This window comes from Acinetobacter calcoaceticus, assembly GCF_051947995.1.
Lineage (GTDB): Bacteria > Pseudomonadota > Gammaproteobacteria > Pseudomonadales > Moraxellaceae > Acinetobacter.
Genome location: NZ_JBLVVH010000001.1, coordinates 378,212 through 404,672 on the forward strand (window position 1 = coordinate 378,212; position 26,461 = coordinate 404,672).

Below are 26,461 nucleotides of genomic sequence, written 5' to 3' on the forward strand. Positions count from 1 at the left end.
GATAAAAAAGCAGCAAACCCTGTTGCAAAAGTCGCTGATTGAGCGCAATTCTGTATCGGTTAAGCCCTAAGCTAAACCGTTTAAAAAGCCCCTATTTTTATTGATAGGGCTTGGGAGAAAGCTCTGACTGCATCACCGACATAAGCTTGTCCTGTTCAGTCACCCGATCCTGCTGCATAAAATAAAAAGCAGCACAGAACAGCGCCAGAATAAATGGATTTTCGTATAGCTCCTCCACGATATCTTGATTTGCAGAAGAACTAAATAGCCAAGTATCTATAAAGCGATGATGCTCGACGCTATCGGCGAAAAATAACGATACAACAGCAATCAGCAAATACCAGAACGGAAACTTGAGCTGTTGCCACTTATACTTGATTTCAGCTCTTAAGTGCGGAGAAAACAGCATCAGAACCACAGGTGCAATCACAAAAATTGAAATGATTCGATAATAAAAATGAGGAACTTCAGGGAAAAAATCACGCCCCCAACTAATGCTTCGTCCAAAGAACATCAACCACCATGCCATGGCCCAGATCCAGAACCATTTCTTCTGCTCAGTTAAAGTCTTGGGTTTGACATAGAACCAGGTGAACGGAACACAAGCCAATAACACAATGGCCTGAAAGGCTTCCAGAACATGGACATTCCATGTCAACAGTACAGTACTTTGAGTAATAGCCAGAAACGCCGTGAGAAATAAAAGGGAGAATAGAACCAATACAACGCGATTTAAGCGGAAATCAAACTTCATTATTCAACAGAAAAACCAGCGAAAATAAAAGTCTAACAAAAGTGTACTAACGAGTACACTTTCAGCTTAATTGAAATTAACCATTAAGAAAAACTTAAATTAATACGATTTAAATCAGTACGTTAAATTAGCAGTAGTATCGTTGCATAAAGGAAACGCTCTGTCTCATAAGCTTGAAGCTTCAATCCGTAAACAAAGAATCAAAGCCACCCTTCACTGTTCTGGGCGATATTGGGCTGGAATCCATTGATAGCCGTGCGTATTCTTGCCGATATGACCAATGCCGGGAAAAGCCACATGTGCAGCGCCAATCCACCATTGATGCTGATAGGCTTGTTCGAATATCTGTTTGCGCACTGCAATAGCACTGCGAGAATCCGTATCCGGTTTATAGCTGGCTTCGGGATACGGAAATTGCACCGCAGCATAATGCACCACATCCCCCAGTCCCAAAAACTTCTGTCCATTTTGTCCATCCAGCAGATATGAGGAATGGCCTTCGGTATGCCCCTGCGTGATGATCAGTTCAACATTCGGCACATGGAAAGAGGTTTTGGTAAAGGCATTCAACTGCCCTGCCTGCTGATAAGGCTTTAATGCATCGCGGGTCATTTTAAATAAAGGTTTGAAGAAATCAGTGGCTTTTGCTTCGTTCTCTGCTGATGTCCAGTAGTCCACATCCGCTTTGGCCAGATACACCTTGGCATTTGGATAAACCATTTTCCCGTTTAAGCTAATGCCACATAAATGATCAGGATGGGCATGGGTAATCAAAATCGTATCAATCTGCTCGGGTTGTACGCCTGCCTTTTTCAGATTTTCCACAACATGTCCCAAGCTTGGGCCAAAGCATTGGGACGTGCCAGCATCAATTAAAATATTCTGGGTCGGGGTTTGGACCAGATAAGCAGAAAAGTCAGTCACGATCTGATTATGCTCATCGACAGGTACAAAATTCTCTGCAAATAACCGGTTGGCTTTTGCAGATGAAATTCCCAGCAAATCACTGCGTGGCAAGCCGAGTTCGCCATCAAACAGCGCCGTCACTTTCAAATTGCCAATCGGTTGTAAAAAATATCCCGCAACCTGCGTTGCCTGTGGAGCGGATTGAGCATGGATGACAGTAACTGCACTAAACAGTAATGTAATCAGGATCGGTTTTAATAATTTCACGTTCATCACCTCGATATTGGATTGATTTAAATCTAATCATTCCTAATGATCGAAATCGCTCAATCATCGACGTGAATCGCTCAATTTAGAGAATTACAAAGCTAAAACGTTAGGATCAACCTGATAACGCTGCATAAATCGGGTACGAAACGTTGCAACCGATTGATAACCGGACTTCGCTGCAATCGTCTTCATCGGTAACTTTCTTGAATAGAGCAACTCCAAAGCATAGGCAAGACGTGCGTGGGTAATGATTTCTCTTAAAGATGTCTGTTCCTGACTGAGTTTACGCCGCAATGTGGCACTGCTTAAACCTAGGCGCGCCTCAATTTCACTGGATTGCCATACATGTTGTGGCTGCTCCAGCACCCACTGGTAAATTCGTTTGGAGAGTTGTGGAGCAGGAACAATCAGTACATCTGCACACTGCTGCTGACATAGCTGCACCAAGATTGCTGCAATCGACAAACGTGCCTTAACGAGATCCTGTTCAAATAAAGCCTTTTGCCAAGCGAGAAGATGTGAGGCAAAATCCTCAATTGAAAACCGTAAGATTGCTTCTGTTTTATCGGTAATCGGCTTGGCCCAAATCATCTGTGCAGCCTGAATCACCTCTTCACACATCGGCACCAGAATGGTTAGATATTCGCCCGTTTCCGGATCTGGAATATTGACGGTATCGGCGACAGTATCGGGCTTGATAATAAACAGATCACCCGTACGGAGATTCACCTGCTGATGATGCAACGTTAATTGTTTCTGCCCATGCAGAATCATGCCCATATGCAACTGGTTCACTTGAATATTCGCTAGCCCATGCTGGTTTTTCGCCCGAATACATAAGTAATCCCGCGCCATATCTGCATGTGCCAAGCTGACCAGCGAACGGTGTAAATGCTGTGCATCCATCGTAGCAGCAAAATCAATATTCATCATCTATCCAATAAAAAACGCCCTTGTGCAATGTATAGCACAAGGGCGTTTTCTTGAATAAGTAGCAGACTATAAATTACAGTTTGCTTACCAATTCTGGAACAACAGTGTTCAAATCGCCCACTAACCAGTAGTCAGCAACGCTGTTGATTGGCGCTTCTTCGTCTTTGTTGATCGCAACAATCACTTTAGAGTCTTTCATACCTGCCAAGTGCTGAATCGCACCAGAGATACCAATCGCCATATAAAGATCAGGTGCAACGATTTTACCCGTTTGACCAACCTGGAAGTCGTTTGGTACGAAGCCAGCATCTACCGCAGCACGTGAAGCACCTTGAGCAGCACCAAGCTTGTCAGCTAATGGATCAAGAACTTTGTGATAGTTCTCACCAGAACCTACACCACGACCACCAGAAACCACGATACGTGCAGCAGTTAACTCTGGACGATCAAGTTTCACGATTTCTTCGTTTACAAAGGTAGAAATACCAGCGTCTTTTGCTTCAGCAACCGCTTCAACTGCAGCAGAACCGCCTTCAGCAGCAACTGCATCAAATGCTGTACCACGAACGGTACCCACGATGATTGCTTCATCAGATTGAACAGTTGCAATCGCGTTACCCGCGTAGATCGGACGCTTGAATGTATTTGCAGATTCAACAGCAATGATGTCTGAAATCATGCTGACATCAAGAAGTGCAGCAACACGTGGAAGAATGTTCTTACCCGTTGTAGTTGAAGCAGCTAATACGTATTTGTAACCGCCTTTCGCGATGTCAGCAACTAAGCCAGCAACGTTTTCAGCCAATTGGTTTGCATAAGCAGCATTGTCAGCAAGTAATACTTTGCTCACGCCAGCAACTTTAGCAGCAGCATCTGCAACTGCTTGAGCGCCAGAACCAGCAACCAATACAGTAATATCACCACCGATTTTTTGAGCTGCCGCAACAACGTTTAAAGTTGCACCGTTAAGTGTCTGGTTGTTGTGATCAGCGATAACTAAAATACTCATGATTTTATCCTTCTGTATTAGATCACTTTCGCTTCGTTTTTCAATTTTTCAACAAGCTCGTCTACAGACTTCACTTGTACGCCAGCTTTACGTTCAGCAGGAGCTTCAACTTTAATTGTTTTAAGCTTAGTGCCTGTTGCAACGCCATAATCAGCAGGTGATTTGGTATCAAGTGGCTTTTTACGCGCTTTCATGATGTTTGGAAGAGCAGCATAACGTGGCTCATTCAAACGTAAGTCAGTGGTGATGATTGCAGGAAGTGCAAGCTCAACAGTTTGTAAACCACCGTCGATTTCACGAGTTACCTGAACTTTACCGCCGTCAACTTTAACTTCAGATGCGAAAGTACCTTGACCTGCACCCAGTAAAGCACCAAGCATCTGACCTACCTGGTTAGAGTCGTCATCAATTGCCTGTTTACCAAGAAGAATAAGTTCCGGTTTTTCAGCATCAACTACGCCTTTCAAGATTTTAGCAACTTCAAGAGCGCCAACTTCATCAGCAGTTTCAACTAAAATACCACGGTCAGCACCTAGCGCCATTGCAGAACGAATTTGTTCTTGAGCTTCTTTAGCACCCACTGAAACCACAACGATTTCAGAAACTGTTCCTTTTTCTTTTAAGCGAACCGCTTCTTCCACTGCGATTTCACAGAATGGGTTGATTGACATCTTAACGTTGGTAAGGTCAACCCCACTATTGTCCGGCTTAACACGAACTTTAACGTTGGCATCAACCACACGTTTTACAGCGACAAGAGCCTTCATGTAATCCTCGGCTGTTCTAAGCAAGTAAATGTAATGAAGAGTATTCTAACTCTTCGATTGAAACTTTTTAGGTGCCCTATCTTGCAATGTATTTGGCATTTCGGTCAAGTCACAATTTCTGCTACAGCCATAAAAAAGATGAAACGCTCAGTTCACAAATTGAAAATAATGATTCATTCTATTTATTTAGCTCATCAAGATGATGAATATTAAACTTTGATTTTTTTAATATTTTATAAAATTCAACGATCTAAACCAGCCTTTTTAAACAAGATTGAAATGATCTGTAACGGTTCGTTTCTTGCGAATTTAGCTGCCTTTTGGCTTTCAAGAAAACTTGGCAATTAAGTAAGAACACCAATTCGGCAAATCTAAGCAATAATGTGGAAAAGTAGTCGACTATTAATCATCCAACTTTGCAACATAATATATCAGGAACTCGCCTTTTGCGCCCTTGGATGGGTTTGATCATAGACTTTTGCCAACTGATCAAAGTCGACATGGGTATAGATCTGGGTGGTGGAAAGATTGCTATGACCCAACATTTCCTGCACGGAACGTAAATCACCACTGGCAGAAAGCATATGACTGGCAAAACAATGCCGTAATAAATGCGGATGCAGGTCGACATTGACGCCCGCACGTTGTGCTTGTAGCTTGACCCGATTTTCAATTTGTCGTGGTGTTAAGGCATTGCCGCGTTGCGAGATAAAAACCGCAGAATCCGCATGAAAGCCACCTTGCCAGATCCGATAGATTTTTAGCCATTCCACCAGACTGTCTTTGGCTTTGCTTCCAAATGGGACAATTCGGGTTTTATTGCCTTTACCGGTGATGCGTAATAGCTGCCGATTGAAATCAATATCCTTAATCATTAAGCCTTGCAATTCAGCCAGACGTAAACCGCTTGAATATAGCAGTTCCAGCATGGCTTTATCTCGCAGCCACAGCTGCTGCTCAACAGGTTTTTCAGGGGCCGCCTGATCTAGTATTTGATGAACCGTCTCAATATCAATCATGCCCGGTAAAGGACGAGGCTGGCGCTTTAATTTAAAATCTTCAGATGGATTCTGCTCCAGATATTGCCCTTGCTCTGCCCACTTCATAAATTGGCGAATAGAAGTCAAATGTCGCTGTAGCGTACTGGAACTCAATTGATCTCGTTCAACCCGGGCAGCCAGATACTCTCTCAAGTCAGAAGCTTCAATATCCTGGAGTTGTAATTGCTTTTGTTCACAAAACCGGAAGAAATCAGTCAAGTCGCGTTGATAAGCCGAAATGGTATGTTCCGACTGATTTTGAATCACCCGTTCTTTTAACCACATGGATAGAAGTTTTGCAGAGGTTTCCAAATGACGCTCCATGCTGAAAACAAGACCTAGCGACAGTCTAGCAAATTTTTCCCTCGATTCCTGCTAAACCTGCTCGAACAATGTAGTGCACTGTACTACAATCATTTTTCAAGTTTTAAATGGTGCTTGATCGATGACAACCATGCTTATTCCCTATCTGATCGCAATTACCCTGCTGACCATCACCCCCGGGCTTGATACTACGCTGATTATCCGTACCGCAACACTTGAAGGTAAGGCCAAAGCATTTCAAGCAGCCTGGGGGATTAATCTGGGTTGTATCGTCTGGGGAATCATTGTGGCCTGTGGATTGGGCGCCTTATTGATGACTTCCGATCTGGCCTTTAATATTTTAAAATGGATGGGCGCCATTTATCTAGCCTGGTTAGGACTCAATCTGATCTTAAAACCTCGTAGCCAACTCGCTGGTCTGAATGATTCTACGACGGCGCAAAACTGGTTTATCAAAGGCTTCTTCGGCAATTTACTCAACCCTAAAGTCGGTATTTTTTATATTTCCTTTTTACCGCAGTTCATTCCCCAGTCCTCATCTCCAATCATCTGGACCATGGGCTTGGTGATGATTCATGTGGTGATTGGATTGTTCTGGTCGATATTCCTGATCGCTGCGATGCAGTCCATTTCAGCCTATTTAAAACAACCCAAATTTATTCAATATATGGATCGGATCACAGGCAGTGTATTTATCCTGTTTGCGCTCAAGCTGGCATTGAGTAAACGCTAAGTATAAAAAAGCGCGTTTTTAAAACGCGCTTTTTTCATGTGGGTTGATCAGCCCTGAAAATATCTTAAATCCAGACGGGCATCATAGACGTGCGTAGTTGGGCCTGTCATCCACACCACATCACCTTCACGCCAAGCGATATGTAATTTACCGCCCGCAAGCTGCACCTCAACCTCATTGGCAAGTAAGCCACGGCGCATCCCACTCACTGCGGCTGCGCAAGCCCCTGTACCACAGGCCAGTGTCTCGCCAACACCACGTTCATAAACCCGTAGGCGAACATGTTTTTCATCCAGAATCTGCATAAATCCCGCATTGACACGTGCAGGAAAACGCACATGCGATTCGACTTGCGGACCAATACGCTCCACATCAGCTGTCAATACATCAGGCACGATGGTTACCGCATGCGGATTTCCCATGTTCACCACATCAATATTAATACTTTGATTATCTGCCAATGCCAGTGAATATAAGCCTTCAATATCTTCATGCGCCTGAGTCACGAACGGAATCTCTTCTGGCAGAAACTTCGGTTGCCCCATATTGACACGCACCCAGCCGTTGGCACCCAATTCAGGTTCAACAATCCCCGCTTTGGTTTGCACACGGATTTTGGTTTTGGTGGTCAGTTGACGCTCATGAACAAAACGGGCAAAACAACGCACCCCATTACCGCATTGTTCCACTTCAGAACCATCGGCATTAAAGATTCGATATTTGAAATCGACATCGGGTAAATCAGGTGGCTCAACAATCAGTAGTTGATCAAAACCCACCCCAAAATGACGATCTGCCAAACGCTGAATCGTGACTGTATCTAAATAAGCGCGCTGGGTCACCAGGTCAACGACCATAAAATCATTGCCCAAACCATGCATTTTGGTAAATTCTAAATACATCTCAACTTATTCCTCAGGCAATAAACGTTCTTTTTCCCAAAGTGATTCTATGGTTTCACGCTCACGAATTAAATAGGCTTGATCACCATTGACCATCACTTCGGCAGCTCGGCCACGGGTATTATAATTAGAGCTCATCACAAAACCGTATGCACCTGCGCCCAGCACCGCCAGTACATCATTTTCCTGAAGCGCCAAATCACGCTCTTTACCCAAGAAATCGCCAGTTTCACAGATGGCACCCACCAGATCCCAGGTCTTCACTTCAACATCAGTACTCGGATTTACCGATTGAATATCCATCCATGCTTCATATAAGGCAGGACGAATTAAATCATTCATGGCCGCATCAATAATGGCAAAGTTACGGTGACTGGTTGGTTTGAGTAAATCCACTTTGGTTAATAATGCGCCCGCATTGGCAGAAATACTACGCCCCGGCTCCATATAGACTTTGAGGCCCAGCTTTTCTAAAGCAGGACGCATGGCATTGGCATATTCTTCAACACTTGGCGGCGTTTCATCTTTATAACGCACGCCCAAACCACCACCGATATCAATATGTTTGAGGTTGATCCCCAGACTTTTCAACTGCTCGATCATTAAAATGACACGATCCAGTGCATCGACAAAGGGTTGCGTTTCCGTCAATTGTGAACCGATATGGCAATCGATTCCAACAATCTCCAGATTGGGTAATGACGCAGCATATTGATAAGTTTCATTCACCGTATCGCTTGGAATACCAAACTTGTTTTCTTTCAAACCGGTTGAGATATAAGGATGCGTATTGGCATCTACATCAGGATTCACGCGTAACGAAATCGGTGCTTTCTGACCTAATTTTGCTGCGACTTTCTGAATGCGGTCCAGCTCGGCATGTGACTCCACATTGAAGCAGGCAATTCCAACATTTAAAGCCTTTTCGATATCTGCTTCAGATTTACCCAAACCGGAGAATACGATTTTTGAAGGTTCACCACCAGCTGCCAATACACGCGCCAATTCGCCACCTGTTACGATGTCAAAACCGGCACCGGCTTTTGCCAATACATTGAGAACAGCTAAATTTGAGTTTGACTTCACTGCAAAACAGATTTGATGATCAATAAAATCAAAAGCACGATGCATATCCAAATAATGCTTTTCAAAAGCTGCTTTTGAATACACATATAAAGGCGTGCCATATTGCTGTGCGAGCTGATCCAGTGAACATTGCTCAGCATGCAATACTCCATTAATGCGAGTGAAACTCATGAAGATGTCCTTATTTACAAACTTAAGGTGAGATGGTTTGTTATTGCGTCGTGGATGATGTTGCCTGACTTGCCTCTTCGACTTCATCTTTGCTTACAACAGATGAAGTTTTAGCCGGAGATGCTTCATTTTTATAAAGCAGATATTTTGCGCGTTTGTCTTGGTTTGGATCAGATGGCAAATGCAATTCACCCGTCTGGCCACAGGCAGTTAAAACAATACTGCTTAATAATAAACTGATCGAACAAATGACTTTAAGCATCTGAGCACCTAACTTTTACAATTCGGAGCAGTATAGCGTGATCATTGGATTGGCTAAAGTCTAAACTTGAATGAATCAGGCAATAACCATAAAAAAACGCCGACTTTAAAGGTCGACGTTTTGACTCTTCAATCTGGTTACTGTCTATTTTCGCTTATAGAAGAAATAACCAATGGCCAGAATGACAAACCAGATCGGACTCACTTTGAGCGATTCCAAGGTCGTTTCATCCAGTGCAAGGAAGTAGATCGTTGCAAGGAAGAATAAAATCACGACCCAGCATGTGAACACGCCACCAGGAAGTTTAAAGCTTGATTGTGCATGCAATTCTGGACGGTTTCTGCGGTAGTTAATATAACTCCACATGATAATGATCCATACGCAGATGAACAGAATGGTTGAGAGCGTTGTTGCGAGCGTAAATGCTGTTACTTCATCATTGGTACCGGTCTGCAACTTATAAACAAACTGCACAAATGCACCGATAAAGATACAGATTGACGAGAAGATCAATGCTTTTGATGGAACAGCCGATTTAGACAGTTTTCCAAACAGTTTAGGCGCTTGTTGATCTGTAGATAGACCAAACAACATACGACTGGTCGAGAAAACACCACTGTTCATGGATGACATCACCGAAGATAACACCACCAGATTCATGATAATCGCAGCAGACGCAATACCCGCTTGTGAGAAGATGTTAACGAATGGACTCACTTTAGGATTGATCTGATCCCAAGGCGTCACACACATCACCACAAACAAGGCCAATACATAGAAAATAATGATACGGATCGGAATCGAGTTAATCGCTTTCGGTAAGTTACGTTTTGGATCTTGCGTTTCAGCAGCCGTGGTACCGACCAGCTCCACCCCAACAAAGGCGAAAATAGCAATCTGGAAACCCGCTAAAAACCCTTCCAGACCTTTCGGGAACATGCCGCCATGCGTCCAGAGATTTGAAACGCTTGCAACTGTACCCGAGGCGTTGGTAAAGCCGGTAAAGATCATCCATAAGCCCACCGCAATCAAGACAATAATTGCAGTAATCTTCACCATTGCAAACCAGAACTCCATTTCACCGAATAATTTAACGGTGACCAGATTCAGGCCCAATACAAACATGATCGCGACCGTACTAATCAGTAACCCGCCTAATGGCGTAAACGACTCTCCACCATTAAAGAATTCCAGATAGTAAATAATGGCCGATAAATCTGCGATACCGATGGTGACCCAACAGAGCCAGTAGGTCCAGCCAACAAAATAACCTGCCCAAGGGCCGATCAGATCCGTCGATAAGTCGATAAAAGATTTGTAGTTCAGGTTAGACAGTAACAATTCCCCTAATGCACGCATTACGAAGAACACCATCAAACCAATGGTCATATAAATAAACAGGATAGATGGTCCGGCCAAACTAATGGTTTTACCAGACCCCATGAACAATCCTGTTCCGATTGCACCGCCAATCGCAATCAACTGTAGATGTCGATTAGATAGACTACGGTGAAGTCCGCTTTGCTCAGCAGCCTCACTCAGATTTTGATTCGACATTTTACAAAAACTCTCCAGTGTTTTTTAATCCCTTAGCTAAAACCAGCTGTTTATAACGATACATACCCTTTTCAGTATCTTTTTTCGCTATCCATGCTTGGGCTTGTTTTAGCTAAGTAATGTTGTACCTGTATTTGTCAAAATACAATTGAATTCGATCATACGCACAAGGCCAAAACAATACAATGAACTTGTGCTGACATAACAGACACAGTAAATCGTTGAATCCATAAAAAGAAGTCAGGAATATTCTGCTTCACTTCTTTATCCCGAAAATATTAATTTATAATTCAATCAGTAGAGGATTGTTGCTGTTTCTTCTTTAAACGCTCCTCCCAGAAGGTTGCATTACGGATGCCGAGTTTAACTGGATCAAATATAAACTCTTTGACTCCAGCCTTTTGCTGCGCTTCATAATCCCTTAACGCTTTAATGGTCGGTTTCCACACAAAATAGGTCACGATAATGCCAATAATATTGATCCACGCCATGAGGCCTACCCCAATATCACCGATCCCCCAGATATAGCCTGTTGCACTGAGTACGCCATATGCGACGGAAATCATGATGAAACATTTGGTGATAAATAACAGCGAGGGAGTTTTAGTGATATAGCTCAGATAAGTAATGTTTGTTTCAGCGATATAGTAATAAGCGACAATGGTCGTAAAGGCGAAGAAGAATACGGCCAATGCGACAAAGATCTGCCCAAAGCCACCAAACACGGTGCTCACAGCCATTTGCGTAAAAGCAGGTGAGCCAATTTCAGTAGCTGGTGCAACATGCTGTACGATAAATTGTCCTGCTTCCAAAGTACCTTGCACATTATAAGTACCGGTAATTAAAATCATAAATGCCGTTGCAGAACACACAAATAGCGTATCGACATAAATGGAAAAGGCTTGCACAAAACCTTGTTGTGCCGGATGCTGAACCTCGGCTGCTGCCGCAGCATGTGGTCCTGTCCCTTGTCCAGCCTCATTGGAATAAACACCACGTTTTACTCCCCACCCAATTGCGGCACCAATCCCCGCCATTGGAGAAAAGGCATCTGCAAAGATCAGTTTAATCACTCCTGGCAGTTCCTGGATATTCATGACTACGATAATCACGGCCATCAGGATATAACCCAGCGCCATAAAAGGGACAACAAACTCCGCGAAACGGGCAATCCGTTTAATCCCACCAAAAATAATGATTGCCAGCAACGATACAATCACGATCAAGGCCAATAATTTATAAGCACCTACATCGCCAAATACGATAGCACCCTGCCCCGTAATCTGGGTAAATGCATTACCGACCGCATTGGCCTGAATCCCCGGCAAAAACAAACCACATGAAACAATGGCAGCAATCGCAAAGAGTATCCCTAACCAGCGCTGTCCCAAGCCTCGATCAAAATAAAATGCCGGCCCACCGCGATATTCACCTTGATATTCAACCTTATAAATTTGACCCAGTGTCGACTCCACATAAGCGGTACTCGCACCCAAAAATGCCACTAACCACATCCAGAACACCGCACCAGGGCCACCAAATCCAATTGCTGCTGCCACGCCAGCAATATTGCCCACTCCGACACGTCCAGACAAGGAAACGGACAAGGCCTGGAATGAAGAAATTCCTTGCGCAGAAGAAGAACCATTAATTAACAGTTTTGCCATTTCCTTGATTTGGCGAACCTGTACAAACCGAGTTAAAATAGAAAAAAATAAACCAGCACCGAGGCATAAATAGATCAGCGCTGGACTCCAGATGATCCCATTGACCCAATTTACAATTTCTGCTGCACTCATAGACATCAACCTTTATTATATATTTTGAAAAAATAGCCACAGCTAAATTTGCATTCGTCTGAGCATGAGCAATATCTATGCCACTTGATCAAAATCTCATGGCAACAAATACACGAACACACCAACACCATCCATGGAAAAAGTGAATTGAACAAAAAAACCGATTGCTAAAAACACACGGTCTATAACTTGTAAAAGTTGTATATCATGTTATTTTTCTGAGCACTTCCCTTTAACCAATCTGCGACGAAATCATGCCGTCTTCGTTTTGTTATTCCTTAAACAACGATGGACATGTTTAGAAATTTTTCGTCCTGATTCTTTTTTATCTAATTTTAAGAAAGTTTTCAATTTTATCTTATGGCAAAAATTAAATCCGTTTACAGATGTGAACAATGTGGTGCAGATCATCCCAAATGGGCAGGTCAATGTTCAGAGTGTGGTGAATGGAATAGCCTGCTCGAAGTCCGCGTTGAACCGGTGGTGACGCATCGCGGTCAACCTAAAATGGGTGGCGGTTATGCGGGGCAAGTGGCGAATCTGACTACACTAAACCAGATCTCGGTTTCACAGGAAACTCGTCTGCAAACGGGGATTAGCGAATTCGATCGTGTATTGGGTGGTGGTCTGGTGACGGGTTCAGTGGTCTTGATTGGTGGTGATCCCGGTATCGGTAAATCAACCATCCTGCTGCAAACCGCAACCCATATGGCCAGCAAGAAAAGCTCTGCGTTGTATGTTACCGGTGAGGAATCCCTGTCTCAAGTGGCCTTGCGCGCACAACGTCTTGATCTACCGACCGATTCGCTCAAAGTCATGGCTGAAACCTGTGTCGAACGGATTTGTGAAGTACTGGCACAGCAACGCCCTGCTGTTGCAATTCTGGACTCGATTCAGACGCTGTATACCGAAACACTACAATCTGCACCCGGCGGCGTATCGCAAATTCGTGAATCTGCAGCGTTACTGACCCGTTTTGCCAAAAATAGCGGGACTGCTTTATTCCTTGTGGGTCACGTGACCAAAGAAGGCGCGCTGGCAGGTCCCCGTGTTTTAGAACATATGGTCGATTGTGTGCTGTATTTCGAAGGCCAGTCAGATTCTCGCTATCGTATGATCCGTGCAGTCAAGAACCGTTTTGGTGCAGTCAATGAGCTTGGTGTATTTGGCATGACCGATAAAGGTCTACGTGAAGTCGCCAACCCATCCGCCATTTTCCTGAGCCGCTATGATGAAGCCATCCCGGGTTCAATCGTGATGATTAGCCGTGAAGGCACTCGCCCCTTACTGGTCGAGGTACAGGCACTGGTGGATGATGCCCATGGACAGCCACGTCGCGTGGCACTCGGTTTGGAACAAAACCGTTTAAATATGCTCTTGGCGGTGATGCACCGACATGGGGGGGTACAAACCTCAGGACAAGACGTGTATGTCAATGTGGTGGGTGGTTTAAAAATTACCGAGACCGGTTCCGACCTGGCAGTATTACTGGCCTGTGCGTCCAGCCTAAGAGGCAAAGCCTTACCCCAACAACTGGCTGTCTTTGGCGAAGTGGGGCTTTCTGGTGAAATCCGCCCTGTCCCCAACGGTCAGGAACGCTTAAAAGAAGCGGCCAAACATGGTTTTAAGTATGTGATTTTACCGCGAGGCAATGCCCCACAAAAATCGATTGATGGCGTACAAATCATTGCGGTTGCACGTTTGCATGAAGCATTAACCGAAGCCATGCAGCTCAGTGATGAACTGTGATCAAGTACTGACATAAAAAAACATACTTTTCTAGTTGAAATTCGATGTAAATACCTTCATAAATACATTTACAAATTGAATTTAAATAGGAATTTTCGATGCAAGTACACCAGCGTGGCTTGATGGCAGCTCTTTTGATGGCAACTTTGGTCGCTGCACCGCTTGCGGAAGCAAAACGTGCAGGTGGCGGTAAAAGCCATGGTATGAGCAGATCTAGTTCATCTAGCCAATCTTATCAGCCGTCACGTCAAGCAGCGCCAGCGCCTCAACAACAAACTGCACCTCAAAGATCAGGTCCGGGTGTGGGCTCTATGGTTGCTGCGGGTGTTGCAGGTGCAGCAGTCGGTGCTGTAGCTGCCAATGCATTGGCGGATGACAAGCAACATAACCCAACAGCGACTGAGCAAGAAACTGCTCAACAAGCACAACAGCAACAGGAAGAAAAAGGCGGTATTCCTAGCTGGATTTGGGTGCTTCTCGCTGCTGCCGTCGCCTTCTTTGTGTTCCGCAAATTAGGCGCAAAAAAAAAATTAGCCAGCAATAACCCTTACGCACCTAATAATGGCGGTCAAAACAACTTTGGCCGTCAGGTTCCACCTCAAGCAGCACCACGTCAAGCAGCGGATAACACCAATATCTTTGGTCAGTCTGTCGCTGGTGGTACCGCTGCGCCTCAAGCCCCATTTGGTGGCGCGTCGATGAGCAGTGGCAATCAATTACCAGATGGTACAGAACCTGCAGCATTCTTACGTATTGCACGTCAGCGTTTTAATCACATTCAATCGGTTAACAGCGCCAGCAATGTTGAAGAAATCCGTCGTTATTTAACGCCTGAGCTTTATAACTCAATGTATAACGACATTATGGCAAACCAGGATCAGGATGTTGCTGAATTCAGCAATCTGAATGCGATGGTTGTGGAAAGTACGACTGAAAATGATCAATATGTCGTAAGCGTACGCTTTACCGGTACGGTAAGTGAAGATCTAAACAGCTTGCCACAACCTTTTACTGAGATCTGGCATTTTGTAAAACCTGCCGGTTCACAACAAGACTGGGTGGTTGCAGGAATTCAACAAGCTTAATTGTCTTGAGTATTAAAAAAAGAGCTATTTCGATAGCTCTTTTTTATTGGCCTTATTTTAACAAGAGCAAAAAAAGCCATTCCCTAGAGAATGGCGGAGTGTAAAACAACAAAATTATCGTTCTTATTGAGATAGGTCAGCACAACCTGGCACGATCTGTCTATTGATACTAACGGATAAATGCTTTAAAAAATATTCCTCTTTTGGGGAATAAAACGCTTTTATTGGGGCCATCTTTAAGAATAGCCGTCGAAACCTAGACGGTAGTGAATTTTTACCTGTAACCCCACCTAAAGCGGCTCCTACGCCATTTCGTCAGATCACCCTCCCTTTGTGTACTGCTCAGGTTAAATCACCTTGTAGGCTTTGATATAGCCTTCAGAAGCAGAGGTCTGTCTACACCATCAAACAACACCCATAAAAAAAGGCCTTGCAGTAGCAAAGCCTTTAAATTTTATTCGAATCTAATGATTTAGCCTCATTAGACAAATTGTAAGAATAACCAGTATAAACCACCAGACAATGCAATCGTTGCCGGTAAAGTGAAGACCCATGCAGAAAGAATGGTTTTCACGGTATTGAAGTTTAAACCGGACTTATTCGCGACCATGGTCCCTGCAACCGCACTGTTTAATACGTGAGTCGTTGATACCGGCATACCTAAACCATCAGCCGCAGCAATGGTACTCATTGCTACAAGTTCAGCAGACATACCCTGACCATAGGTCATATGGTTCTTACCGATACGTTCACCCACAGTCACTACGATACGTTTCCAGCCCACCATTGTACCCAGACCCAGTGCAAGAGCTACTGCAACTTTAACCCAGTTTGGAATGTACTGCAGGAATGAATCCAGGCTATTACGATATTCTTTGACCACTTTGGCCTGACTTTCATCCATTGCCGGTAAAGCTTCTGCCTTATCTAAACGTTTGAATGTCGTGGTGCTCAAATACATGTCATTACGGATTTCACTCACTGCCGCTTCTGGAATCAATTTAAGATCACCATAGCCTGCAACACGGGTACCGATATGAGAGGTCATGCTTGCAAGTGCAGGAACAACTTCAGCGGTTTGTTCTTTGGTCTGGATATATTTGGTTAATACATCACGTGCTTTTTCATCGGTCAGCTCGTTTTGATTCACATTCAAAACGACTGCAGTCTGAGCAGAAAGTTGCTCAAAAGACTGTAAATGTTGTGCATCCAGATTTTTATTCAATGAGTAAGCCAATGGTACCAAGCCGATCAGGATCAACATGATCAGGCCCATGCCCTTTTGACCATCGTTTGAACCATGCGCAAAACTTACGCCAGTGCAGGTAAAAATCAGGATTGCACGAATTAGTGGAGGTGGTGGCTTATTGCCTTCTGGTGGCTGAAACAGCTCCATTTGACGTTTAAAGACTTTTTTCACCAGTAAGAATAGAACAGCTGCAAAGGCAAAACCGATCAATGGTGAAAATAATAACGCCTTACCCACCTTAATCACCTGATCAATATCAATGCCGCTACTGGTCGCACCAGCAGACGCATTCAAGATATGATTCATGATACCCACACCTAAAATCGAACCGATTAAAGTATGTGAGCTTGACGCAGGAATTCCCAAGAACCACGTGCCCAGATTCCACAGAATCGCCGCAATTAACAATGCAAAAACCATCGCAAAGCCGGCACCACTGCCGACGTTCATGATCATTTCTACAGGAAGTAATGCAATAATACCGTATGCAACCGCACCACTCGCCACCATAACCCCAAGGAAGTTACAGAAGCCAGCCCACATGACTGCTGCCGGTGCAGGTAAAGCATTGGTATAAATAACCGTCGCTACAGCATTTGCCGTATCGTGAAAACCATTTACAAATTCAAAGCCTAACGCGATGAAAAGTGCCGTCGATAAAAGAATAACTGAATATAAACTTAACGGCGGTACATGTGCCAGATCAGCACTTAACTGAAAACCGATATAAATCAGTGTTGCAACAATAATAGTCAAAAACACCGGCATAAAAAATTTCGGTGTTGGTACATGTACATTCGTCGATTTTGCCTGAGAACTGGCAAGCGGTGAATCCGAAACAGGAGGAAGATTAGAATTCATGTAGACGGTTAGAGGATAATAAAATCCTCTGTATTGTTTAATTAAATTATGACAATTATATGACAAAGGACTGTCACATAAAGCCAAAATTTCATGTTTTCAGCACATTTTTTTGTATTTTTACGCAATAAATTCACCTTATTTTTTATTTTAATTAATAAAAAACAATAAATTATAAAAACTAAAACAACCCTAGAACTGTTTGTCTGATTTTGCAACAAACGCTACGAAATATGACATTAAACTGTCATATTCCGAACTGGATGTTTTCTTTTTAAGCATTATTCGATCCAATTGTGACAACTTAATGAACATTTTATGACATTTTCGAAATGACCCGATGAATCACTGTTCTGGGTTGTTGAAAATACGCGCTTTGACCTAGCTTCTGTTACAATGCCCCTGCTTTTTATCTTCATCATCGACTGGGGTTTCTGAATGTCCACGCTTACCACCCTACAATCACTTCTTGCCCAACGCATCCTGATTATTGATGGTGCAATGGGAACCATGATTCAACGCCATAAACTAGAAGAAGCAGATTATCGTGGTGAACGCTTTGCAGATTGGGCATCAGACCTGAAAGGCAATAACGACCTCCTGGTTCTGACACAGCCACAGATTATTCAAGGTATCCATGAAGCCTACCTAGATGCAGGCGCGGACATTATTGAAACCAACAGCTTTAACGGCACCCGCGTTTCCATGTCGGATTACCACATGGAAGATCTGGTACCGGAGATCAACCGTGAAGCAGCACGTTTGGCACGTGCAGCCTGTGACAAATATTCGACTCCAGATAAACCCCGTTTTGTTGCGGGTGTGCTTGGCCCGACATCACGTACCTGTTCGATTTCACCAAATGTTAATGATCCGGCCTTCCGTAACATTACCTTTGATGAACTCAAAGAAAACTATATTGAAGCTGCTCACGCCTTGATCGAAGGTGGAGCCGACATCCTGCTGATTGAAACCGTATTCGATACCTTGAACTGTAAAGCTGCGATCTTTGCAGTGAAAGAAGTCTTCAAGCAAATCGGTCATGAACTGCCATTGATGATTTCAGGGACTATTACCGATGCCTCAGGGCGTACTTTAACCGGCCAAACTGCAGAAGCATTCTGGAACTCGGTACGTCACGGTGATTTACTTTCGATCGGTTTCAACTGTGCCTTGGGTGCAGACGCGATGCGTCCACACATCAAGACCATTGCTGATGTTGCAGATACCTTTATTTCTGCCCATCCGAATGCTGGCTTGCCTAATGCCTTCGGTGAATATGATGAAACCCCGGAACAAACCGCAGCCTTCATTAAAGAATTTGCTGAAAGCGGTTTGATCAATATTACCGGTGGTTGCTGTGGTACTACACCCGACCACATTCGTGCCATTTATCATGCAGTCAAAGATATTCAACCACGCCAAGTGCCGGAAACCATTCCTGCTTGCCGTTTAAGTGGTTTAGAGCCATTTAACATTGATGAAAACTCTTTGTTCGTTAACGTTGGTGAACGTACCAACGTCACCGGTTCAAAAAAATTCCTGCGCCTGATTCGTGAAGAAAACTTTGCCGAAGCTTTGGAAGTGGCTCAGCAACAGGTTGAAGCTGGTGCACAGATCATCGATATCAACATGGATGAAGGGATGCTGGATTCGCAAACCGCGATGGTACATTTCCTCAATCTGGTGGCGTCTGAACCGGATATCTCTCGCGTGCCGATCATGATTGACTCATCAAAATGGGAAATCATTGAAGCGGGCTTGAAGTGTGTACAAGGTAAACCAGTGGTGAACTCGATTTCCTTAAAAGAAGGTTATGACGAGTTTGTCGAAAAAGCACGCCTGTGCCGTCAATACGGCGCTGCGATTATTGTCATGGCTTTTGATGAAGCCGGTCAGGCTGATACCGCTGCACGTAAACGTGAAATCTGTAAACGTTCTTATGATGTGTTAGTCAATGATGTCGGCTTCCCTGCCGAAGATATTATTTTTGACCCGAACGTGTTTGCCGTCGCAACCGGGATCGAAGAACACAACAACTATGGCGTTGACTTTATTGAGGCTACGGGCTGGATCAAACAAAACTTGCCACATGCCATGATTTCAGGCGGTGTATCGAACGTTTCCTTCTCCTTCCGTGGTAATGAGCCGGTGCGTGAAGCGATTCACTCGGTATTCCTGTACCATGCCATCAAGCAAGGCATGACCATGGGCATCGTCAACGCTGGTCAAATGGCGATTTATGACGATATTCCAAAAGAACTGAAAGAAGCCGTTGAAGATGTAGTTCTAAACCAGAACCAAGGTGAATCAGGTCAAAACGCCACAGAGAAACTGCTTGAAGTGGCAGAAAAATACCGCGGTCATAGTGGCGCGCAACGCGAAGCTGAGAACCTGGAATGGCGTAACGAGTCGGTTGAGAAACGTCTGGAGTACGCACTGGTTAAAGGTATCACCACGTATATTGATGAAGATACCGAAGAAGCCCGTTTAAAAGCCAAACGTCCACTCGATGTCATTGAAGGCGCCTTGATGGATGGTATGAACGTGGTCGGTGACCTGTTCGGTTCAGGTAAAATGTTCCTGCCACAAGTGGTGAAATCTGCACGTGTGATGAAACAAGCCGTGGCATGGCTGAACCCGTATATCGAAGCTGAAAAAACCGGTAGCCAGTCTAAAGGTAAAGTGTTGATGGCGACAGTAAAAGGTGACGTACACGATATCGGTAAAAATATCGTGGGTGTGGTCTTGGGCTGTAACGGTTATGACATCGTTGACCTTGGCGTAATGGTACCTGCTGAAAAAATCCTGCAAACCGCAATTGACGAGAAATGTGACATCATCGGCCTTTCCGGTTTGATCACTCCATCTCTGGATGAAATGGTGTTTGTTGCCAAAGAAATGCAACGTAAAGGCTTTAACATTCCGTTATTGATTGGTGGTGCAACCACGTCGAAAGCCCATACCGCCGTCAAAATCGATCCACAATATCAAAATGATGCCGTCATTTATGTAGCCGATGCTTCACGTGCAGTGGGTGTGGCAACGACGCTGCTTTCACCTGAAATGCGTGGCAATTTTATTGCCGAGCATCGTGCTGAATATGCCAAGATTCGTGAGCGTCTAGCCAACAAGCAACCGAAAGCCGCCAAACTCAGCTATGCCGAATCGATTGAAAATGGTTTTAAGGTGGATGATAACTATGTGCCACCAATTCCAAATACCTTAGGTACGCAAGTCATTACCAACTATCCATTGGCGACACTGGTTGAATATTTTGACTGGACGCCATTCTTTATCTCATGGAGCTTGGCAGGTAAATTCCCGAAAATCCTAACAGATGAAGTGGTCGGTGAGGCAGCTACTGATTTGTATAATCAGGCGCAAGCGATGTTGAAAGACATTATCGAGAATAATCGTTTCGATGCCCGTGCTGTATTTGGTTTATACCCTGCACAACGTACAGGTGCGGATACAGTGAGCGTATTCGATGAATCTGGTCAAAAGGTTACACATACCTTTGAGCATATTCGCCAGCAATCTGACAAAGTCACGGGCAAACCAAACTTATCTTTGGCAGATTACATTCGTCGTGACCGTGAGCAGCAGGATTACTTAGGCGGATTCACCGTGTCGATCTTTGGTGCGGAAGAATTGGCGAATGAATATAAAGCCAAAGGTGATGATTATTCAGCAATCTTGGTTCAGTCTTTGGCTGACCGTTTTGCCGAAGCATTTGCCGAGCATTTGCATGAGCGTATCCGTAAAGAGTTCTGGGGCTATAAAGCCGATGAGACTTTGAGCAATGAAGAATTGATCAAAGAGAGGTATGTCGGTATTCGCCCTGCACCAGGTTACCCTGCTTGCCCAGAGCACTCTGAAAAAGCAGTGTTATTTGACTGGTTAGGCTCGGAAGCGAAAATTGGTACCAAGTTGACTGAACATTTCGCGATGATGCCGCCTTCTTCTGTGAGTGGTTTCTATTATTCGCATCCTGATAGTGAATACTTTAACGTGGGTAAAATTTCTCAGGATCAGCTTGAGGATTATGCAAAACGTAAAGGCTGGACACTGGATGAAGCGAAGCGTTGGTTAGCACCGAATTTAGATGATTCGATTGCGTAAGTTTTAAAAGAAAAATCCCCTCGATCAAGGGGATTTTTTTTATTACTTATAATTAAATATTATAAAAGTTATATAGCTAGGATATCAGTTTCTAAATAGATTTAACCATTAGAAATCGCCAGCTTAATTTTTTAAATTTGAGGAATTGTAGTAAAGTTTGATATTCATAAAATTCGTCTGCACCCAGCTTTAAATGATCAAATATTCCAAATTAAATCAAGAACATAAAAATAAATTAGCGATTACTCTTGCTTTAATTTTTACAGCCTTTCTTCTTTTTATAATAGCCCTGAGCATTCACAAACTGTTCTCACCAAAGAAGATAATTAAAGTAACGCCGTATCAGCATCTGGAAACAGATAAAAGCATGAATTATGAATTCAGCATTAAAAAGTTTAATAAGTTAGATACGATATTTATCACTGAAAATCAAAAAAGAATTTATCTTTTTGACTGTTCAAATTATTTGGAAACTATCTGCAGCCATGATCAAGACCAAGTTTTCAACTATCAAATCAAAACGGCAGATATTATAAAAATAAACGATAGGTTTATGATCAAAGATATGACTTGGGTCGACGCTGTAAATAAAAAGCAATTTCAACATACATTGGCAGACCACCAGCTCATGAAATTATATGAAGCTAAAAGCAACGTCTCCTATGTAGCTATAGCTGTCTTCTTATTGTTGAGTTGCGGAGGACTTTTTATGATCTTTTGGGGCCATATTTATCAATTTATTTTAAAAAAATTTAACTCTCTCTAACTTGCTTTTCCAGCCCCTAAAATACATTTTAAATTGGCTAAACTGCTACATTTCAGCGACTGGTTTATTTTTATACTTACTCTTGTCAAAACTAACAATTATCAAAGAACAATTTATATTTTAAAAGTTTTCCATTTTTAAAGACAAACGCTATTGAATCATTTCCACTTTCGGCAAGCCCACTATAAACAACATTCTTGTTTTCAGCGTCCATCCACAATTCATATTTTTTAAATTGTTGCATAAAAGTCTTTTGATCTATCCCACCACGAATTTTTTGTCCATGAAACACTAGCGCATTGTTCTGGCTTAAATAAACCTCTTTAATGATGCCTGTGTCTAAAAGTTTAAAACTGCCATAATCATATTCATCAGGGAAATAACCACCATTACACTCGTCTGGTTTTCCTTTAATGACGCTTTTCGGCTTAGCTAATGAGCGTATTGGTACTTCCCAATTATTGTAAGTTTTACCTTGAATAACAGGCTGCACAAATGGAGCTGCAAACAATGACTGTGAAGCCATAAACATCAATACAAAACCCAATATTTTATTTTTCATATGAGATATTCTTCAAAACTAATCGGCTCATTATAAATACAATTTAAATTAAATTCTCCCTCCACAAAATAAAATTCATCCGACTATATTAAGCACAATATATAAATGCTATTTAGAACCTATATCATTTCAATACAGGCTCTCTACTCCTACTCCTATAGCTCTTTATGCTTTTCAATCAAATCCTCTAGATTCTGATAAACATGCAAGACCCGATCTTTATGCGTTCGTGCGTTATCCAGGCGCTGCTCAGGATCAACCAAAAGTAAGCTATGCCCATCATCGATCAAGCGATCAATCCCCTCCAGAAACATGCGTTTCCCGACATCATGAATCAAGGAAATCTGGGATAAATCAATCACGATGCTACTGTTATCGACTGGCTCACATTGCAACGTTCGTAACAACATTTCCGCTTCAGTAAATTTCAATACACCACGTAGTACGTAGACACTTAAAGAAGCATCTTTTCCAGTCCGATAATGACTCTGCACAATGGTTTGTGCGGAAGGTGTGCCTTCCATCAAATGCAAGCCCATATCACGAGAGAGTCTTTCCATGATATCAATGCCGCGTACACTATTGCCATGTTCATCGAGTCGAGGAGAAAAAGCCGCTATGCTGACCTGACCCGGCAACACCCCCAAGATGCCACCTGCAACACCACTTTTGGCTGGAATGCCAACCGTCGTGAGCCAATCCCCCGCTGCATCGTACATCCCACAGCTCATCATCACGCTTAGGACTTGGCGTACCACAGCTCGATTCAATAAACGCTTTCCAGTTTTAGGATCAACCCCGCCATTGGCAAAAACACTACCCATGCGTACCAGATCTTTGACCGTCACCAAGATCGCGCATTGACGGATATAGCCATTCACAATATCAACTGGATCAGATTCCAAAATCCCCACGGTTCGCAACATATAACCGATCGAGAGATTGCGATAAGCGGTTTTTACTTCTGACTCATAAACAGCATCATCGAATTGCAGTTCACGTCCTGCCAGCTCACTCATAAACTGACGTAAAATTTCTGCACCGGACAGATCGTCTTTGCTTGGAATCAAGGAATGTGTGGTGATGGCACCCGAATTAATCATCGGATTCTTGGGACGGCGATCTTTTCCCAATGAAATTTCATTAAAGGCTTCACCTGAAGGTTCAACCCCGACTTTTTCTAATACAGCATCAATACCCAACTGTTGCAGCACATAGGCATAAGTAAATGGTTTAGACATCGATTGAATGGTGAATTCAATCTCATCATCTCCAACGGCATAGATTTCACCATCGACAGTCGACAAAGCCAGCGCCAAACGGTCAGGATTGGCATTGGCCAATTCAGGAATATAATCGGCGAGATGTCCCCTGTTATCTGTATCACAGGCCTCAATCACATGTGCCAAATAATCAGGAAGCGGAGTTTTCATGGTCATCTAGCCTTTAAGCATTTCAGGTTTTCATTTCAATTAAGGCCTATAGTACAGAGTACTGATAATATTGAAATTATAGCTTTTGTAATCATTTTAAGCCGTCATAAATATAACTAGCTCAAACGCTCAACAAATAAAATGCCATCCAGATGATCTACTTCATGCTGAACTATACGGGCAGGAAAACCTTCAAACGCGGTTTCAATCACTTCACCCTGTAAGGTGTAATAACGGACTTTGATCGCTTGTGCCCGTTCGACCTGCCCCCGTTCATTCGGCACACTTAGACAGCCTTCTTCCCCGAAACAGGTGGTTTCAGAAAAGGCTAAAATTTCGGGATTGACCATCACCACCGCATCCATTTCAGGTGCATCGGGATAACGTGGATTCGGGCGTGAGGCCACAATAATTAATCTTTTAGAAATATAGACTTGAGGTGCTGCAATACCGACACCATTGCGTTCCAGCATGGTCGCATGCATGGCAGACGCCAGTTGCAATAACCATTCACTATTAAATTCCCCGTTCGCGACTGCAGCCGCTTTAATTTTTAAAATCTCTTCACCACGTTGTGCTACAGGTAGAATTACGCTCATCCCACGCCCTTATAATTGTTTTGACCAAATAGTGGATATTATCGTATTGGATATTTTATCGAGTTACCATAATTTTCATTTAAGAATCTTGTCATAATATATTTGCGAAAAAAATAACACGGGCAAATCCCAATGAATGCAACGCAACTGTTTTTAGGTGTAATCTTTAGCTCGATTGGCTTAGGCTATTTTTTGTATGGCAAAAAGCAGAAGATGACCGTGCCTTTGGTCTGTGGTCTGGTCCTGATGTTTTTCACCTACTTGATTGAAAGTACCGCGCTGATCAGCATCATGGGGATCATCCTTTCGGTTATTCCCTATTTTCTGCGCTTCTAAAAACAAAAACTCTCCGCTTGGAGAGTCTTCTATTCATTGAAAAAAATTAAAGATGTTTCTTTAGTTCATCTGCAACGATCTCGATTTCAAGATTGCTGAATTTACGGATTTCACCCTCAGCATGCTTCTCTAACATGCCACCAATCAATGGCACTTTGACTTTAACCGTCCATGTTAAAGAGATATTCACTTTTTCACTGTCGCCAGTCACACTACGTTCACCTTTGGCTTCCAAAGGCAGGTTTGCGCCCAGTTCAACCGTAGAAGTTAAGTTCTTTAAATGGGTCACATCAGCACGTTTTAAACGGAATGCATTTTTTAATAATTTTTTTGCCACATCTGGAATATTCACATCCAGATTATATTCACGGCGCAAGGTATAAATATCGCCATTTACCGCCGATTCAATAATTTCCAGGTTTTCCCCAGGAATACGTTTACACACCGCTTCATGCAATGACGTATCTGCCACCAGTCTAGAAAAGTCTTCAATTGAAACACCATGAATTGTTTCATTCACCGTAAATTGATGTGCCATTTTTAAATGTCCATTTTGTTTTATTAGGATTTCATCATTGCGCAAAAGTATAACATTCAAGGCGATATCTCAAAGTCTGAGCCGTTAAAAATAGATGACTGCTCGGATTAGTTATTTTTATTGTAATGATGACGTATGCCTAATTTGACCATAACACGTTCCATTCGGCTGATATACAGATAATGATCCCCATATTCAATCACTGCATAAAATTGTTCGGCCCCGTCATCCAGCCCCGTGGCTGACCATGTGGTGCCTTGCGGAAACTCATTTAACCATGCCGCTTTATAAAAATCTGAAACCGAATCAAAATCCAGATAAACGTCTGGATCAGCCATGATTTTCGCAGCCATCTGGTCAAATTTTTGTTGCTTAAATGCCTCTAGACTCAATAACACAAAAGTTCCTTATACATTCGAATACAGTTGAAAGGTTGTCGCTGGCTCTCAGGTTCATCTTAAGCTGACTTACAAAAATACAGTGATTTTCTTATCGCTCTATTTTGCGGTGGAATCCCCTGTTTTTCTAGATTATTTTCAGTTTTATCATACAGATTCAGTCTGTGCTGATTTGCTCGCGCCAGCTCAATATGTTATCAACATCTTATGCTTTATCATTTTTTATAACCATAAAGGAGCACTATAA

The 26,461-nt window shown here is 43.1% G+C and carries 23 protein-coding genes; 6 read left to right on the plus strand and 17 right to left on the minus strand.

All coding sequences use genetic code 11. The features are described 5' to 3' along the window. Window positions 1-97: 97 nt before the first annotated feature. The 6 genes from ACNQO6_RS01875 to xerA form a co-directional block, all read right to left on the minus strand. Window positions 98-754 carry a hypothetical protein gene (locus tag ACNQO6_RS01875; RefSeq protein ID WP_440207923.1) on the minus strand — a complete coding sequence of 219 codons (657 nt, stop codon included), beginning with the start codon at window positions 752-754 and terminating at the stop codon, window positions 98-100. A 213-nt stretch (window positions 755-967) separates the two neighbouring features. Continuing rightward, window positions 968-1,933 (minus strand): MBL fold metallo-hydrolase, encoded by a 966-nt coding sequence (locus tag ACNQO6_RS01880; protein ID WP_440207924.1) that lies wholly within the window; start codon window positions 1,931-1,933, stop codon window positions 968-970. Window positions 1,934-2,020: 87 nt separating this feature from the next. Further along, window positions 2,021-2,860, minus strand: a complete 840-nt coding sequence (locus tag ACNQO6_RS01885; RefSeq protein ID WP_440207925.1) for a helix-turn-helix domain-containing protein — start codon at window positions 2,858-2,860, stop codon at window positions 2,021-2,023. Window positions 2,861-2,936: 76 nt separating this feature from the next. Next, window positions 2,937-3,872, minus strand: a complete 936-nt coding sequence (locus tag ACNQO6_RS01890; protein WP_004771288.1) for an FAD-binding protein — start codon at window positions 3,870-3,872, stop codon at window positions 2,937-2,939. Between the two features lie 17 nt (window positions 3,873-3,889). Then, window positions 3,890-4,639: an electron transfer flavoprotein subunit beta/FixA family protein gene (locus tag ACNQO6_RS01895; RefSeq protein ID WP_004771287.1), complete on the minus strand. Its 750-nt coding sequence runs from the start codon at window positions 4,637-4,639 to the stop codon at window positions 3,890-3,892. Between the two features lie 431 nt (window positions 4,640-5,070). Next, window positions 5,071-5,964: a site-specific tyrosine recombinase/integron integrase gene (gene xerA / locus ACNQO6_RS01900; RefSeq protein ID WP_440208067.1), complete on the minus strand. Its 894-nt coding sequence runs from the start codon at window positions 5,962-5,964 to the stop codon at window positions 5,071-5,073. Window positions 5,965-6,124: 160 nt separating this feature from the next. Here xerA and ACNQO6_RS01905 point away from each other — a divergent pair, with 160 nt between their 5' ends. Next, complete coding sequence (locus ACNQO6_RS01905; protein ID WP_440207926.1) at window positions 6,125-6,736, plus strand: LysE family translocator; 612 nt, start codon at window positions 6,125-6,127, stop codon at window positions 6,734-6,736. Window positions 6,737-6,783: 47 nt separating this feature from the next. Here the strand turns inward: ACNQO6_RS01905 and dapF are convergent, their stop codons facing one another. The 5 genes from dapF to ACNQO6_RS01930 form a co-directional block, all read right to left on the minus strand. Next, on the minus strand, window positions 6,784-7,638 hold the full coding sequence (gene dapF, locus ACNQO6_RS01910) for a diaminopimelate epimerase (protein ID WP_343581317.1): 855 nt from the start codon (window positions 7,636-7,638) through the stop codon (window positions 6,784-6,786). Window positions 7,639-7,644: 6 nt separating this feature from the next. Next, a complete protein-coding gene (gene lysA / locus ACNQO6_RS01915) occupies window positions 7,645-8,895 on the minus strand; it encodes a diaminopimelate decarboxylase (protein ID WP_343581318.1) in 1,251 nt (416 codons plus the stop codon). A gap of 40 nt (window positions 8,896-8,935) precedes the next feature. Beyond that, window positions 8,936-9,157 carry an LPS translocon maturation chaperone LptM gene (lptM, locus tag ACNQO6_RS01920; RefSeq protein ID WP_343581319.1) on the minus strand — a complete coding sequence of 74 codons (222 nt, stop codon included), beginning with the start codon at window positions 9,155-9,157 and terminating at the stop codon, window positions 8,936-8,938. 144 nt (window positions 9,158-9,301) lie between these two features. After that, window positions 9,302-10,714 carry an amino acid permease gene (locus ACNQO6_RS01925; RefSeq protein WP_440207927.1) on the minus strand — a complete coding sequence of 471 codons (1,413 nt, stop codon included), beginning with the start codon at window positions 10,712-10,714 and terminating at the stop codon, window positions 9,302-9,304. A gap of 290 nt (window positions 10,715-11,004) precedes the next feature. Next, window positions 11,005-12,513 carry an alanine/glycine:cation symporter family protein gene (locus ACNQO6_RS01930; protein WP_343580618.1) on the minus strand — a complete coding sequence of 503 codons (1,509 nt, stop codon included), beginning with the start codon at window positions 12,511-12,513 and terminating at the stop codon, window positions 11,005-11,007. Between the two features lie 360 nt (window positions 12,514-12,873). Between ACNQO6_RS01930 and radA the strand changes: the two genes are divergently transcribed. Together radA and ACNQO6_RS01940 are read left to right on the plus strand one after the other, a co-directional pair. Then, window positions 12,874-14,262, plus strand: a complete 1,389-nt coding sequence (gene radA / locus ACNQO6_RS01935) for a DNA repair protein RadA (protein WP_343580617.1) — start codon at window positions 12,874-12,876, stop codon at window positions 14,260-14,262. A 98-nt stretch (window positions 14,263-14,360) separates the two neighbouring features. Beyond that, window positions 14,361-15,347, plus strand: coding sequence for a Tim44 domain-containing protein (locus ACNQO6_RS01940; RefSeq protein ID WP_343580615.1), 987 nt, complete (start codon window positions 14,361-14,363; stop codon window positions 15,345-15,347). A 481-nt stretch (window positions 15,348-15,828) separates the two neighbouring features. Here the strand turns inward: ACNQO6_RS01940 and ACNQO6_RS01945 are convergent, their stop codons facing one another. Further along, complete coding sequence (locus ACNQO6_RS01945) at window positions 15,829-17,457, minus strand: inorganic phosphate transporter (protein ID WP_343580613.1); 1,629 nt, start codon at window positions 17,455-17,457, stop codon at window positions 15,829-15,831. Window positions 17,458-17,895: 438 nt separating this feature from the next. Here ACNQO6_RS01945 and metH point away from each other — a divergent pair, with 438 nt between their 5' ends. Both metH and ACNQO6_RS01955 read left to right on the plus strand, forming a co-directional pair. Then, the gene (metH, locus tag ACNQO6_RS01950; RefSeq protein ID WP_440207928.1) at window positions 17,896-21,582 is read left to right on the plus strand and encodes a methionine synthase; all 3,687 of its coding nucleotides are present in this window, start codon (window positions 17,896-17,898) and stop codon (window positions 21,580-21,582) included. 193 nt (window positions 21,583-21,775) lie between these two features. Next, window positions 21,776-22,348, plus strand: coding sequence for a hypothetical protein (locus ACNQO6_RS01955; RefSeq protein WP_440207929.1), 573 nt, complete (start codon window positions 21,776-21,778; stop codon window positions 22,346-22,348). 91 nt (window positions 22,349-22,439) lie between these two features. Here the strand turns inward: ACNQO6_RS01955 and ACNQO6_RS01960 are convergent, their stop codons facing one another. From ACNQO6_RS01960 to def, 3 genes are all read right to left on the minus strand, one after another. Then, a complete protein-coding gene (locus ACNQO6_RS01960; RefSeq protein WP_199974843.1) occupies window positions 22,440-22,910 on the minus strand; it encodes a hypothetical protein in 471 nt (156 codons plus the stop codon). Between the two features lie 155 nt (window positions 22,911-23,065). Then, the gene (locus ACNQO6_RS01965; protein ID WP_440207930.1) at window positions 23,066-24,343 is read right to left on the minus strand and encodes a glutaminase; all 1,278 of its coding nucleotides are present in this window, start codon (window positions 24,341-24,343) and stop codon (window positions 23,066-23,068) included. A gap of 116 nt (window positions 24,344-24,459) precedes the next feature. Continuing rightward, a complete protein-coding gene (def, locus tag ACNQO6_RS01970; protein ID WP_199974847.1) occupies window positions 24,460-24,942 on the minus strand; it encodes a peptide deformylase in 483 nt (160 codons plus the stop codon). Between the two features lie 132 nt (window positions 24,943-25,074). Between def and ACNQO6_RS01975 the strand changes: the two genes are divergently transcribed. Then, window positions 25,075-25,278: a hypothetical protein gene (locus tag ACNQO6_RS01975; RefSeq protein WP_005229337.1), complete on the plus strand. Its 204-nt coding sequence runs from the start codon at window positions 25,075-25,077 to the stop codon at window positions 25,276-25,278. A gap of 46 nt (window positions 25,279-25,324) precedes the next feature. On the opposite strand, the gene ACNQO6_RS01980 is transcribed toward ACNQO6_RS01975, so the two are convergent. Both ACNQO6_RS01980 and ACNQO6_RS01985 read right to left on the minus strand, forming a co-directional pair. Next, window positions 25,325-25,816 (minus strand): DUF2505 domain-containing protein, encoded by a 492-nt coding sequence (locus tag ACNQO6_RS01980; protein WP_005229336.1) that lies wholly within the window; start codon window positions 25,814-25,816, stop codon window positions 25,325-25,327. Window positions 25,817-25,923: 107 nt separating this feature from the next. Continuing rightward, window positions 25,924-26,214 carry a hypothetical protein gene (locus tag ACNQO6_RS01985; RefSeq protein ID WP_440207931.1) on the minus strand — a complete coding sequence of 97 codons (291 nt, stop codon included), beginning with the start codon at window positions 26,212-26,214 and terminating at the stop codon, window positions 25,924-25,926. Between the last annotated feature and the right edge of the window lie 247 nt (window positions 26,215-26,461).